Source organism: Geminicoccus flavidas (genome assembly GCF_009806515.1).
In the GTDB taxonomy this organism is placed as follows: domain Bacteria; phylum Pseudomonadota; class Alphaproteobacteria; order Geminicoccales; family Geminicoccaceae; genus Geminicoccus; species Geminicoccus flavidus.
In genome coordinates, this window is the sequence record NZ_WUJP01000770.1 from 1 (window position 1) to 13246 (window position 13246).

Genomic DNA, 13246 nt, shown 5'->3' on the forward strand with positions numbered 1-13246 from the left:
GTGCGCACCTTGGTCCGGCGGTGCTCGATGTCGTTGAGCGCCAGGTAGAACTCATAGGGGTGCCGCTCAGTGCCGGAGAACTCGCGCCCGTTGTCGGTGAGCACGGCGGAGACCGGCAGGCCCAGCCTGGCGTAGAACGGCAGCACCTCGTTGTGCAGCACCGCCACCGCCGCCTCGGGCTGCTTGGAGACGTGCAGGAAGCCGAAGGCGTAGGAGCCGTGGGTATCCACGACGGCATGCAGGTAGACCCGGCCGATACCCTTCAGGACGCCGACCATGAAGGTGTCGGCTGAGAGCAGTTCGCCCGGCCGCCCGCTCTCGACATGGCGCTCCTTGAAGCAGGGATTGAGCTTCTCCAGGAAGGCCACCTGCTCCGGGGAGAGTTCGATCACCTGCTCGGCATTCTGCCGCTCGAGCGCCAGCCACCGCTCATGCCGGCTGCCCAGGCTCTTGTCGTTGAGGATCTTCTGGACCGTGATCGCCGAGACCCGGCGTCCCTCCAGCGCCAGCAACGCCTCGATCCGGTTGCAGCCATAGGCCGGATGCTCCAGCGCCAATGCCTCGATCCGCGCCACGACCTCCGGCGGCGTGGTCATCGGGTGGGACTTCGCGATCGGCGGCAGGTCCTTCAGCCCGTCCAGCCCATGGGTCTGAAAGCGCCGCTTCCAGTCGTAGAAGCTGGTCCGGTCGATCCCGCCACGCCGGCAGGCCTCGGTGACGTTGCTCAGCCGTTCGGCCAGTTCCAGCACCGTCAGCCGTCGGTGCGCCAGCTTCTCGTTGGCGTCCTTGGCCACCACCTTGCGCACTGCTTCGGCCATCGATCTTCCTCCCAATCTGCAGCCTGGATCAGCCCAGACCGCAAGACAAGGAGGTTAAGAGGACAGATCAGAAAAGGGTCGCGCCCCAACTGCTCGACCTGATCGTCTGTCAGGTCGGGGGCATATCCCTCATGCAGAACACGAACGACAAGAGCCCCATCGACGCTTGCGTCCAGAAGGAGCGCGTCTCTGCATTCTGGCTCTTGCAGCCAGTCATACAAGGGATCGGATCCCCGAGTTGGCGTTCCGTCTTCGATCTCCTCGTAGTTCTCGATTGCCATCTTGACGCTGCCTAGGCGTCCTTGATGCCTGAGCCAGCTCCAGAACTCGGGAACCACATTGATCGGGTAATACTGATCGTGCGCAGTGATGAGGACGTTGGCGTCGATCAGATATAGCATCAGGCCGCCGACCTAGAAGTCAGCCCGCCCGTACCTAGTAGGGTTTGAACCTGTCGCGGCTTGATGCCCAGCACCTTGCTTGCCTTGGTGGGGGTGAGGGAGCCTTCCTGCAGGTTCTCTGCTACGATTCGAAGTAGCGCCGTGCCCAACCGGTGGCGTCGCACCACATAGAAGCTCGGCCCACCCTTCCTCTCCTTGGCTTCCCCCTTGGATTGGCGTCGATGCTGGTTATCAGCGACGATCCGATCGACGATCCTGTACCAAGTGGCTTCAGAGAAGATGCCTGAACGGAAGAGCCGATATGCGACCAAACGTCGGCTCAAGAGCCGATCGCTGGCGAATTCGCCGATCAGTCCTAACGCCTCGCCCTCGCCCATCTCTGCATCGATCTCCAACCCTGACAGCTCAGTGGTCGGAAGAAGCGACAAACTCGCGACGTCGTTGCAGAACCTTTCTATCTGGGTATCAGCGTGTTCGCCGCTGACGCCGCTGGCGCCAATCCAAAGATGCGCAAGCTCATGTAGAAGAGTGAATGACCAAGCTACCTTTGCATCCTGATCGTTGATCACGATGAAGGGTGCGATCGGATCGGCGAGTGCGAAGCCGCGAAAAGCCTTCACAGGTATCGCGGAGTGATGGCTTCCGAGATTTCCAATAAGCAGTACAAAGATACCCGCCGCCTCTACCTTCGAACGGAGTAGACCGAACGCGGCACTCGGAGAGTCCTGCGCCCGGAACTCGGCCAGATCGAATCCAATGGTTCGGTGGATGGAGGCAATAACGGCTTCGACTCCATCCTCAACGCGGCTAGAGCCAATGAAGGGCAGCGCCGGGGGATCGTCGCTATCTTCAAGCATGCTGCGCACCATGCTCTGGCGGGACTTTACGTCGCGCAGCAGCGCGTCGATCAGTGCATCTGACGTAGGGTCACGATCCGGCAGGCTGCGAAAGTCTTGCCCCCTCTCGCCCTTCTTTGGTGGCTCCTTCATGTAGAAGGTCAACAGCGGCCGCCGGTATACCTTGACCATCTTCAGGAGCAACGGACGGGTGATCGGGGTAGAGCCTTCTTCCAGGGCTGCAAGCTGCTCAGCCCCGCTGCCACGTCGACTATCCTTGATGTCCAGCTTACGAGCAGCATCGTTCAGCGACAGACCGGCGGTCTCTCGTGCCCACCTCAGAACTTTGGGCTCGATATTCGGCATACCAACCCTATGCGCACACGGGATCGAACGGCTGACCTAAGCAAGAACAAGAGTTTGCCCATGAGCGCGTTCATCGCAGGAGGGGCAAACAGCACTCCCTGTTAGCCGCGCCCTCGGCAACCTGATGTCCACCCTCGAAGGGGTCAATGGCGAACGTTATGGAGCGGCATCATGCATCAATGTATCGCCTCAAACTCGCAAGCGTAGCGCGATGCGGTTGGGCATAGGAGTTCCGCTATCTGCCGACAGATGCCTCGCCGCTAGCGGCAGTGAAGGTCACTATGATCGTCTGGAAGGCGATGGAAGGCAGGTCAAGGCATCCACGATGCCACCAAGTGGCTGACGCGATAGAGCGTGTAGGATTGGCAGCAGACAAGCGAGTCACAGGAGAACAGCGTCGCCAATGGCGATAGGGGCAACCCGCAAGGTCACCCGGAACACACTACATACTGATTCTGGAAGCTGGCATCGAGCGCAGCAATGATTCCCAAAATATCCTCAGACTTCTCAAAATAATACCGAATCGTAGTGCAGAAATCCCCGCGACCACACGGCAGACACTTCGCAGCTTCAACGCTCTGAAGATACAATTCCCTATCTACAGCGGTCTCGATATCTTGTCCGGCTACACGGAGCGACTCATTCACTTTCACGATAAGCAGATGCATGGTGTCACCCGCAGTGGTGAAGAGCCCTTTGGTCCCTGTGCGGTACCTGAGGTCATTCCTCTCAGGTACCAGAGATCAGCTAAATCATTGGGAAGAATGGCGCGCCCGAGAAGACTCGAACTCCTAACCTTCTGATCCGTAGTCAGATGCTCTATCCATTGAGCTACGGGCGCGCGGCCGGCTAAGCGGCGTGGCGGGGTGATAGCGCCCTGGTGAGAGGCGCGCAACCCCGCAGTTGGAGGAAAAAGTTCAGTGGGTCGCCTGCTCCAGGGTCTCCTCGACCTCATGCTCGGCAGTGGCTTCGATCGGCTCGGGTGCTGGCGGACCCATGATCACGCGCACCAGCGCGGGGGTGAGCAGCAACAGCAGCAGTGCCAGGATGACCGCGGGGCGCATCGACGCGAACTCCAATCGAGATCAGGTTGCGCCTGCCTAGCGCCTGACGCCCCGAAAGAGAAGATCCGGTGCTCCCATCGCTTGCCGCAATCGCCAGTTGCCCGTCGCGGCGGAGTCTTCAGCCTTGTCCGATCTCGTCCTAGCGATCGCCCAGTTCGACCCGGTGCCGGGCGACGTTGCGGCCAACTTCCAGACCATCCGCCGGCTGCGCGGTGCTGCCGAGGAGGCGCAGCTGCTCCTCTGCCCGGACCTGGCACTGGCCGGCCTGCCGGTTCCGGCGAATGAGGCCGGGCTCAGCGCCAGGGTCGCGGATGCGCTGCTGGCATTGCAGGCCGACACCGCGGACGGCGGGCCAGCCGTGCTGGTGGGCCTGCCCTTGCGGCCCGAGGACGGTGGGCGGCCAGGGCTTGCCAGCGTGCTGCTGGGCCAGGGGCGTGAGCTCGGGCGGCGCTGGCGCGTGCAGCTAGACAGCGATCCACGGCTGGCCGAGACTGGCCGGTTTGGCCTCGGCGAGCTCGCCGGCCCGCTGGCCCTGCCCTGCCCCGACGGGCCGCCCTGGCGGCTGGGCGTGCTGGCCGGGGCCGAGCTCGACCTGCCGGAGGTCGCCGAGGCGCTCGCGGAGAGCGGGACGGAGATCCTGCTGGTGCCGGCCGCCCTGCCGTTCGTGCCGGGCGGGTTCGAGCGCCGCCAGCAGCACGCCGTCCAGCGCGTCACCGAGACCGGGCTGCCGCTAGTCCTGGCCAATGCGGCGGGCGGCGGCGGAGAACTCGTCTTCGACGGCCTTTCCCTGGCGCTCGACGGGGCGAGGCGCTTGGTAGCCCTGGCGCCGGCGTTCCGGGAAAGCCTGCTCCCGACCCGCTGGGCCAGAGAGGATGACGGCTCGCTGACGCCGGTCGAAACCAGTCTGCGGGTGCCGCCGCCGGAGGAGCCGGCCGACCTGTACCTGGCCCTGCTGGCCGGCTTGCGCGGCCTCACCGGCCGGCTGGGACTGGAACTGGTACTGCTCGACCTGGGCACGGCGGGCAGGCTGCTGCCGGTGCTGGCGGTCGACGCGCTGGGCCCGGGCCGGGTGCGCGGCTGGACGGCAGGAACCGATGGGAACGGGCTTGCGGATGCGCTGGGCATCCGAACAGAGCGGATCAATGCGGGGCTTGTGCAAGCCACGCTTGGACAGCTGCTGGAATCCTATGGCACTGGGTCCGTGCCGATCGTCCCCGTCCACGACCTGATCGGAACCGCGCTTGCCGCCCGGCTGGGCGCGTTGCTGCTGAGCGGACTGGACCGGACAGCATTGGCGGGCGGTGCCGCCGCGAGCGGCTATGCGCCGCTGGGCGAACTGGCGGAGCCTGTCATCGAGGCACTGCTGCGCTGGCGCGCCGCGCAGCGGCCGGACGGCGCGCTCGGACCGGAGCCCGCGGCACTGGCGGCAGCGCTGGCCGAGCCCGGCGCCGCAGCCGCCGACCAGGCGGTTCCGCGATCCTGGTGGCAGGCGCGTGGCGGCGCCGGGGCAGCGCCGCTGATCTTGCGGGTGGCCCATGGAAGCAGTACCGCCGACGGGCTGGGCCGCCCAACCCATGCTGGCTTATGATGCGAGGTTTATCTCTTCTTGGTTGAATTTCCTTGGTCATGCTTTATCGTCTGCGCCCGGCAGCGCAGGGCGGAGCGGCATGACGCAGGATCGGGCACAGCCGGGGCGTGCGGTGGGCGCGGAACCGGGGATCGCGGACCAGGTTCGGGTGCTCCGGCGCCACTGGCCGGCCCTGGTCGGCATGACCGCGCTGGGCGTGGCGGCGGCGGGGCTGACCGCCCGGCTGATCGAACCGGTCTATGTCGCCCGCGCCGAGGTCATCTACGAGCCGGTGACGTTCGGCGGGCCGGACGGGCTGGACCAGATCGCGGCACCGCCCGAGAGCGGCACGCTCGACAGCCAGATCCGCCAGATCGCGTCGCGCGCGATGGCCCGCGAGGTCATCCAGCGCCTGGACCTGGGGCCGGAGCTGGAGGGCCGTCCGGGCCTGGTGGCTCGCCCGGTCGCCTGGCTGACCGGCTTGATGCCTGCGGAGGGCCCGGCGCCTGAAGGCCTGGTGGAAGTGCCGATCGATGCCCCGCCGGGCGAACCGTCGCCGCGCCTGCTCGACCGCTTCCTCGACCGCCTCAAGGGCAGCCGCGAGGGCAAGAGCCATGTGGTCGCGATCACCTGGGAGGCGAACGACCCGCAGCGCGCGGCCGAGGTCGCCAACGAGGTCGCCCATGCGTTCGTCACGGCGCGCATCGCCCAGAAGCTGGAGGCGGCCAGCCGGGTCGAGGAGCGGTTGGCCCTGCGCCGCAGCCAGCTCCGCGACGCCCTCCTGAGCACCGAGGCCCGGCTGGAGCAGGCGCGCGCCGCCGCCCGGCCGACCCTGGTAGCAGCGCTCGGCAGTGGCGAGGACCAGCTCAATGCGCTCTCGCGCGAGCTGGTCGAGGCGCGGATCGAGGCGCAGACCCGCGAGGTTCGCTCCGAGCGGCTGAAGGATGCCGCCAAGCGTGGCCAGGGGCTGCTGGGTGCCGAGGAGAGCCAGCCCTCACCTTACCAGGCTCTGCTGGCGCTGGATGCGGCTGCGGCGCGCGAGGAGGCGGAGCTGCTCGCCCAGTATGGCGAGCGCCATCCGCGCGTGGTGGATCTGCGCAGCCGGCGCAAGGAGCTGGCCCGCAAGCTCGCGTCTGCCCAGGGCCAGATGCTGCAGAAGCTCGACATGGAGGCGGAGATGGCGCGGGTGCGCGCCGATGGCCTGGCCCGCCAGCTCGAGGCGATCAAGGGCGATGCCGCGGGCATGGCCACGAGCCGCCAGGAGCTGGCCGCGCTGGAAGAGGAGGCACGCACCCGGCGCCAGGCGCATGACGCGTTCGAGCTGAAGGCCCAGGAGATCTCCCAGCGCCTGGCTGGGCAGGCCCCGGATGCCCGGATCGTGTCTGAGGCAGTGCCGCCCGCCGTCCCTGCCTTCCCCAGGCCCGGGACCTTCATGTCGGTGGGCGGCAGCGTCGGCCTGCTCCTGGCCGGCCTGTTCGTCTGGTTCACCGAGGCACGTGACCGCTCGGTGCGCACCGCCAGCGCGCTGGAGGGGGTGACCGGGCTGGTGACCGTCGCGATGGTGCCGCAGCTCGTGCGCAAGGCGGAGCGGCTGCGCCCGCACGACGTGGCGCTCGACCAGCCGCTCGGGCGCTACAGCGAGGCGCTGCGCGACATGCTGGCGGCAGTGACCGAGCCGTTCGATCGGCCGGAAGGGCGCGGCACCGCCATGCTGGTGACTTCGGCCGTCCCGGACGAGGGCAAGACCACCACCGCCATCTCGCTGGCACGCCTGGCGGCAGCGGAGGGGCTGAAGGTCGTGCTGATCGACGGCGACTTGCGCCACCCCTCCGTGCTGGGCCGCCTGGGCCTCCCGGCCGGCCCCGGCCTACAGGAGATCCTGGCCGGCAAGGCCACGCTGGAGCAGGCGTTGCGCACCGACAGCCGCTCTCCGCTGCAGATCCTGCCGGGCAGTGCCGCCGCCCGCGCGGCCCTGGCCAGCCAGAGCGGGGAGCGGCTGCGCCAAGTCGTCCAGTCGCTCACCCGGGACGTCGACCTGGTGGTGGTGGATACCGCCCCGGCGCTCGCGGTGGCCGACACCAAGCTGCTGGCCCGCGCGGTCGACCGCGTCCTCCTGCTGGCCCGCTGGGGCCAGACCAGCGACCGGCTGATCGGCCGGGCCGCTGGCGAGTTGCGCGAGGTCGGGGCACCGCTCACCGGTGCGGTGCTGACCGCGGTGGATCTCAGCCGCCAGCCGCTCTACGGCCTGGACGACCGGACCTTCGCCTATGTGAAGCATGCGCGCTATTACGCGGCCTGAGACTTGACGGCCGGATCAGGGTGACCGGACCGGTGGAATCGGGCGCGCGATCCTGGTAACGAGCGGGTCCCCCGTGCCGGGACTGCCCGGCGCGGCGGGCGGCCGTGGCAGGACGCCACCCGAACCCCCATGCCAGGAATGGTCCCTTGTCCCCGACCCTCGCCCTCCACGACACCGCGACGCGCGCCAAGCGGCCGTTCGCGCCGATCCGTGCGGACCGGGTGGGCCTCTATGTCTGCGGACCGACCGTCTATGACCGGATCCATATCGGCAACGCCCGGCCGCTGATCGTCTTCGACGTGCTGAGCCGGCTGCTACGTCACCTCTTCAAGGAGGTGACCTATGTCCGCAACATCACCGATGTCGACGACAAGATCATGGACCGCGCCGCGGAGCGCGGCGTGCCGATCGCGGAAGTGACCGAGAGCACGACCCGGCAGTTCCACGCGGATGCCCTGGCACTCAACTGCCTGCCGCCGGATCACGAGCCGCGCGCCACCGAGCACATCGCCGGCATGATCCGGATCATCGAGGCGCTGATCGCGAACGGCCATGCCTATGCGAAAGACGGCCACGTCCTGTTCCACGTGCCTTCGTTCGCCGAGTATGGCCAGCTGTCCGGGCGCGACCGCGACGAGCAGGTGGCCGGCGCCAGGGTCGAGGTGGCGCCCTACAAGCGCGACCCGGCCGACTTCGTGCTGTGGAAGCCGTCCGCGGATGACCAGCCCGGCTGGGACAGCCCCTGGGGCCGGGGCCGGCCCGGCTGGCATATCGAGTGCTCGGCCATGTCTGAGCATCACTTAGGGGTGCCGTTCGACATCCATGGCGGCGGGATCGACCTGACCTTCCCCCACCACGAGAACGAGATCGCCCAGACCCGCTGCGCGCATGGCCTGGGCCGGATGGCGAATTTCTGGCTGCACAACGGCTTCGTCACCGTGAACGGCGAGAAGATGGCGAAGTCGCTCGGCAACTTCACCACCGTCGAGGACGTGCTGGCGAAGGCGCCCGGCGAGGCGGTTCGCCTGTGGACGCTCGGCACCCATTACCGCTCGCCGCTCGACTTCAGCTGGGAGGGCATCGAGCGGGCCAAGGCGACGCTCGACCGCTTCTATGGCGCGCTGGCGCGGGTGAAAGGGGATTGGCCAAACGAACCCGAGCCTGCCCTGGTCGAGGCCCTGTGCGACGACCTGAACACGCCGAAGGCCCTGGCGGTGCTCCATGACCTGCTGGGCCGGCTCAATCGCACGAACGAACCCGAGGACCGGTCCAGGCTCCTGGCCTCCGCTGCCCTGCTGGGCCTGCTGCAAAACGAACCCGAGGCCTGGTTGAAGGGCGGGGCCGGCGACGAAGCCGCCGGGATCGAGAAGGCGATCGCGGAGCGCCTGACCGCGCGCAAGGCAAAGAACTTCGCCGAGGCCGACCGGATCCGCGCCGAGCTCCTGGCCAAAGGCATCATCCTGGAGGACGGCCCGGGCGGCACCACCTGGCGGAGGGGGTCATGAGCGGCGAGCGCCTCTGGCTCTATGACACCACGCTGCGCGACGGCGCCCAGACCCAGGGCGTCGACTTCTCCGTGGCAGACAAGGCGAAGATCGCGCGCCTGCTGGACGAGCTCGGCATCGACTATGTCGAGGGCGGCTGGCCGGGCGCGAATCCCACCGACGATCAGTTCTTCGCCAAGCCCCCCCAGCTCGCCCGGGCGACCTTCACCGCGTTCGGCATGACGCGGCGGGCCGGGCGCTCGGCCGACAACGACCCGGTGCTGGCCCCGCTGCTGCGCGGCCAGGCGAAGGCGGTCACGCTCGTCGGCAAGTCGTCGCGGGAGCAGGTCGAGCAGGCGCTGGGCGTGGAGTCCGACGAGAACCTGCGGATGATCGCCGATTCGGTCGCAGCGCTGGTGGCGCGCGGCAAGGAGGCGCTGTTCGACGCCGAGCATTTCTTCGACGGCTGGAAGAAGGACGCAGGGTATGCCCGGGCAGCGCTGCAGGCGGCGCTGGACGCAGGTGCGCGCTGGGTGGTGCTCTGCGACACCAATGGCGGCACCCTGCCCCACGAGGTGGCGCGCATCACGGGCGAGGTCGCGGCCTTCGTTCCCTCCGACAAGCTCGGCATCCATACCCATGACGATACCGGCAACGCGGTCGCTAACGCGATCGCCGCGGTGATGGAGGGGGCCCGGCAGGTCCAGGGCACGCTGAACGGTCTGGGCGAGCGCTGCGGCAACGCCAACCTGGTGAGCCTGGTCCCGACGCTGGTGCTGAAGCTGGGCTTCCAGACCGGGGTGAGCCCCGCCGGGCTGAAGCGGCTGACACAGATCAGCCGGACCTTCGACGAGCGGCTGAACCGCACGCCCAACCGCCACGCGCCCTATGTCGGCGCCTCGGCCTTCGCGCACAAGGCGGGGCTCCATGCCTCGGCGGTCGCCAAGAGCCCGCATTTCTACGAGCACCTGGACCCGGCGGTGGTCGGCAACAGCCGCGAGGTGCTGGTCTCCGACCAAGCCGGCCGCTCCAACCTGCTTTCCCGCTTCGCCGAGATGGGCCTAGCCGTCAGCCCGAGCGACGAGCAGGTCCAGGACCTGCTGCAGACCATCAAGGCGCGCGAGGCGGAGGGCTGGGCCTATGACGGGGCGGCGGCCAGCTTCGAGGTGCTGGTGCGGCGCTCGCTGGGCATCCTGCCCAGCTATTTCGAGCTCCTGCGCTACCGGGTGATCAACGAGCGCCGGTTCGACGCGCGCAGCCACGTGGCCGACCTGTCCGAGGCCAGCATCAAGGTCGCAGCCGAGGGCCATGTCTTCCACACCGTGGCGGAGGGCAACGGCCCGGTGAACGCGCTGGACCAGGCGCTGCGCCAGGCGCTGAGCCACATCTACCCCTCCCTGCGGGACATGCAGCTCGTCGACTACAAGGTGCGCATCCTCACCCCCAGCGCCGGCACCGCCGCGGTCACCCGCGTCATCATCGAGAGCGCCGACGAGGACGGGCGGGTCTGGCAGACGGTGGGCGTGTCCGGCAACATCATCGACGCTTCCTATGCGGCGCTGTGCGACGCGATCATCTGGAAGCTCGTGACCGAGCAGCGGGCTTCGGCCGCCGAGGCCGCGTGAGGGACAAGAACCTGATCCGGTCCAAGACCCTGCGCGGCGGCATCGAGACCCTGGGCGAAGCCCCGGTGGTGATCCTGTGCCGCCCGCAGATGGCCGAGAATGTCGGCACCGCCGCGCGTGCCATGCTGAATTTCGGCATCTACCAGCTGCGCCTGGTGGCGCCCGGCTTCGGCTGGCCGAACGCCAAAGCGCTGATGGCGGCGTCCGGGGCCAACGAGGTCCTGAACCGGATGGAGATCTTCCCGGATCTGCCCTCGGCGCTGCACGACATCCACACGCTCTACGCCACGACCGCGCGCGGCCGCGACCTGATGAAGCCGGTCCTGCCCGCCGACACGGTGGCGGAGGCCGCGCACGCCGCGATCGCAGAAGGGCACCGGGTGGGCTTCCTGTTCGGGGCAGAGCGCACCGGCCTGGAGAACGACGAGATCGCCCTGGCGGACGCGATCCTGACCATCCCAGTCAACCCCTACTTCCCGTCCCTGAACCTGGCCCAGGCCGTGCTGCTCGTGTCCTACGAGTGGCACCGCCGGCGGCCGGAGGGTTCCCCCGCCCCTGCCCCCGACCGGACCGTGCCGGCGGCCAAGGCCGACGTGCACCGGCTGCACGAGGCGCTGATGGTCGAGCTCGACCAGGTCGACTTCTTCAAGACGCCGGAGCGGCGGCGCACCTTTGCGCTCACCATCGAGACCATGCTGGAGCGGCGTGGCTTCACCACCTCCGAGATCCACCTGTTCCGCGGCATCCTGAAGGAACTGACCACGGCCAGGCGGGACAAGGAGACAGGAAAGCGGGAGGCAGGTGCTTGACAGCCGCGCGGCTTCCGCTATTAGCTCCGCGGCACGCTGCTTCGCTCCGGGAGCGGCGTTGTTTTTGTCGTGCCGTGGGTATCGAGGGTCGATGACTAAGCGTAACGCCGCGAAGAGCAAGATCTGCCGCCGTCTGGGCGTGAACCTGTGGGGCCGCGCCAAGGATCCGCTCGCGCGTCGCGCCTACGGTCCCGGGCAGCATGGCGCCAAGCGCAAGAAGGTGACGCCCTATGGCGTCCAGCTCGCGCAGAAGCAGAAGATCCGTGAATATTACGGCAACATCACCGAGAAGCAGTTCCGCAACATCTACGAGGACGCCTCGTCGATGCGCGGTGACACCGCGGAGAACCTGATCGGCTTGCTCGAGCGCCGGCTGGACGCGGTGGTCTACCGCATGAAGTTCGTCTCGACCCCGTTCGCCGCCCGCCAGTTCGTGAACCACGGCCATGTCACCGTCAACGGCCGCCGGGTCACCATCCCCTCCTACCGGGTCCGCCCGGGCGACGTGATCGAGCTGTCGGCCAAGGCCAAGGACTTCCCGTTCGTCGAGGAAGCCCTGAACCTCGCCGAGCGCGACATCCCCGAGTATGTGCAGGTCGACACGAAGGCCAAGCGGGGCACCTTCGTCCGCACCCCGCTGATCGCGGACGTGCCCTACCCGGTCGAGATGAAGCCCGCGGAAGTGATCGAGTTCTACTCGCGCTGATCGGTCGAGAAGTTTCACGAGAAGGCCCACCGGAGGCGACTCCGGTGGGCCTTCTCGTTGGAGGTTCTGCTGGCGGGATGATGCCTGGCTGCTGATCAGGCGTTTTGCTGCCCCCCGGCGCGTGAACCCAGGAGACGCGCGTAGCTATCCGCGAGCTGCTCGGGCCAGCGCGTGAAGTTCACCAGCGCGTCGTCGGCATGCGTGAGCTGATCGAAGGTTCCCACCGTCACCAGCTCACGCAGTGCGCCATGCCCGATCGCTGACCGGCAAGCGGCCGCGAACTCACCGGCGTTGAAGACGAGATAAGGCCGGATGGCATTGTTGATGCCGACCCGGAACTGGCTCACGGTTGCCGCAACGTGGGGGGTCAGACCCAGGCGGTTGTGCTGCTCCGCCAGGAGCGCAAGAGCCCGGTGCAGCGCATGTTCCCGCACCGGCCCGTCCTGCGCCGACAGTACCGCATCCAGCTGCGGGCCGAGTGCCGCGGCGATCTGGAGCCGGGAGAAAGCGGTACCGAACCACTTCTCGTACGGCCAGTACCGTCGCTCCTGGAGGAATGCCAGCTCCATCAGCAACCGGACCAGCCGGGCCGCGATCAACACGCAGCCGCGCCGGTCGCCGGCCTCGATCGCGCGGCCGATCCGCGGCTCGGCATTGCCGATCAGGTGCCATTGCGATGCCATCGCCCAGAGCCAGACATCGCGCGGATACCAGGCGAGCATCGCGCGGAGGCGACGCAGCCTGCCGATGCCGTCATGGAACAGCTCGCCGCCTGTGACCTGCAGCAGGCGCTGCTGCGGCAGGGCGAGCCATGTGGCGATCGGTAACTCCGGTCCCGGAGGTTCGGCCCCAAGCTGGGACTGGACGAACTCCTCCAGGGTCAGAATCTCCACATGGTGGCGGGTGCTGTTCGTCTGCCAGGAGAAGAAGCGCACCGGCCACCCCCGGAACTCCGATGGCAGGCCTTGCTCGACCGCAGCTGCCACCACGGGAACATGCTCGTCCGCCACGAGCAGGTGCAGGCGTGGTCCCCAGGCATGGTCGGTCGAGCGGGGTTGATCGAAGCCGAGAACTTCCGACCCCTCACCGAACAGACCTGCCGCGTGCGGCACGTTGACCAGGGGCCGCACGGCTTCAATGTAGAACGTGTGGGCGAGCGCCAAGCCCGGGATGAATGCCGGCAATGATCCCTGTCCCCCCGCTTCGCTCCCGATGACCAAGCGCACTTGTGCGCGGGCCATTCGATCGACCGGAGCCGGCGCCCGCGAGCC

The 13246-nt window shown here is 67.8% G+C and carries 11 protein-coding genes and 1 tRNA gene; 6 read left to right on the forward strand and 6 right to left on the reverse strand.

From position 1 onward, the window contains the following. The 5 genes from EQG76_RS22135 to EQG76_RS22155 all read right to left on the reverse strand — a co-directional run. A partial coding sequence (locus EQG76_RS22135; protein ID WP_159716487.1) for a helix-turn-helix domain-containing protein occupies nucleotides 1-818 on the reverse strand: 818 nt, incomplete at its 3' end. Continuing rightward, nucleotides 752-1219, reverse strand: a complete 468-nt coding sequence (locus tag EQG76_RS22140; protein ID WP_159716488.1) for a DUF4411 family protein — start codon at nucleotides 1217-1219, stop codon at nucleotides 752-754. The genes EQG76_RS22135 and EQG76_RS22140, both read right to left, overlap by 67 nt. Further along, nucleotides 1219-2421 carry an ImmA/IrrE family metallo-endopeptidase gene (locus EQG76_RS22145; RefSeq protein ID WP_159716489.1) on the reverse strand — a complete coding sequence of 401 codons (1203 nt, stop codon included), beginning with the start codon at nucleotides 2419-2421 and terminating at the stop codon, nucleotides 1219-1221. Before EQG76_RS22145 ends, EQG76_RS22140 begins: the two co-directional genes overlap by 1 nt. 765 nt (nucleotides 2422-3186) lie before the next feature. Beyond that, a tRNA-Arg gene (locus EQG76_RS22150) sits at nucleotides 3187-3262 on the reverse strand. Between the two features lie 76 nt (nucleotides 3263-3338). Beyond that, nucleotides 3339-3485, reverse strand: coding sequence for a hypothetical protein (locus EQG76_RS22155; RefSeq protein ID WP_159716490.1), 147 nt, complete (start codon nucleotides 3483-3485; stop codon nucleotides 3339-3341). A gap of 124 nt (nucleotides 3486-3609) precedes the next feature. Between EQG76_RS22155 and EQG76_RS22160 the strand changes: the two genes are divergently transcribed. The 6 genes from EQG76_RS22160 (at nucleotide 3610) to rpsD (ending at nucleotide 11975) form a co-directional block, all read left to right on the forward strand. Beyond that, a complete protein-coding gene (locus tag EQG76_RS22160; protein WP_159716491.1) occupies nucleotides 3610-5073 on the forward strand; it encodes a nitrilase-related carbon-nitrogen hydrolase in 1464 nt (487 codons plus the stop codon). A gap of 79 nt (nucleotides 5074-5152) precedes the next feature. Continuing rightward, on the forward strand, nucleotides 5153-7351 hold the full coding sequence (locus EQG76_RS22165; protein ID WP_159716492.1) for a GumC family protein: 2199 nt from the start codon (nucleotides 5153-5155) through the stop codon (nucleotides 7349-7351). Between the two features lie 146 nt (nucleotides 7352-7497). Then, entirely contained in the window at nucleotides 7498-8856 is a 1359-nt protein-coding gene (gene cysS / locus EQG76_RS22170) for a cysteine--tRNA ligase (protein WP_159716493.1), read from the forward strand. Next, nucleotides 8853-10460 (forward strand): citramalate synthase, encoded by a 1608-nt coding sequence (cimA, locus tag EQG76_RS22175; protein ID WP_159716494.1) that lies wholly within the window; start codon nucleotides 8853-8855, stop codon nucleotides 10458-10460. The genes cysS and cimA overlap by 4 nt, the downstream gene beginning before the upstream one ends. After that, nucleotides 10457-11269 (forward strand): RNA methyltransferase, encoded by an 813-nt coding sequence (locus EQG76_RS22180; RefSeq protein ID WP_235031504.1) that lies wholly within the window; start codon nucleotides 10457-10459, stop codon nucleotides 11267-11269. The genes cimA and EQG76_RS22180 overlap by 4 nt, the downstream gene beginning before the upstream one ends. Nucleotides 11270-11360: 91 nt before the next feature. After that, complete coding sequence (gene rpsD, locus EQG76_RS22185) at nucleotides 11361-11975, forward strand: 30S ribosomal protein S4 (RefSeq protein ID WP_159716495.1); 615 nt, start codon at nucleotides 11361-11363, stop codon at nucleotides 11973-11975. Nucleotides 11976-12070: 95 nt separating this feature from the next. On the opposite strand, the gene EQG76_RS22190 is transcribed toward rpsD, so the two are convergent. Continuing rightward, nucleotides 12071-13246 (reverse strand): DUF4037 domain-containing protein (locus EQG76_RS22190; protein WP_235031505.1); only part of this gene is annotated, 1176 nt, incomplete at its 5' end.

Bases quoted from the DNA above. Each gene is read 5' to 3' on its own strand.
- EQG76_RS22140 (WP_159716488.1), bottom strand. From the start codon at position 1,219: ATGCTATATCTGATCGACGCCAACGTCCTCATCACTGCGCACGATCAG.
- EQG76_RS22145 (WP_159716489.1), bottom strand. From the start codon at position 2,421: ATGCCGAATATCGAGCCCAAAGTTCTGAGGTGGGCACGAGAGACCGCC.
- EQG76_RS22155 (WP_159716490.1), bottom strand. From the start codon at position 3,485: ATGCGCCCCGCGGTCATCCTGGCACTGCTGCTGTTGCTGCTCACCCCC.
- EQG76_RS22165 (WP_159716492.1), top strand. From the start codon at position 5,153: ATGACGCAGGATCGGGCACAGCCGGGGCGTGCGGTGGGCGCGGAACCG.
- cimA (WP_159716494.1), top strand. From the start codon at position 8,853: ATGAGCGGCGAGCGCCTCTGGCTCTATGACACCACGCTGCGCGACGGC.
- rpsD (WP_159716495.1), top strand. From the start codon at position 11,361: ATGACTAAGCGTAACGCCGCGAAGAGCAAGATCTGCCGCCGTCTGGGC.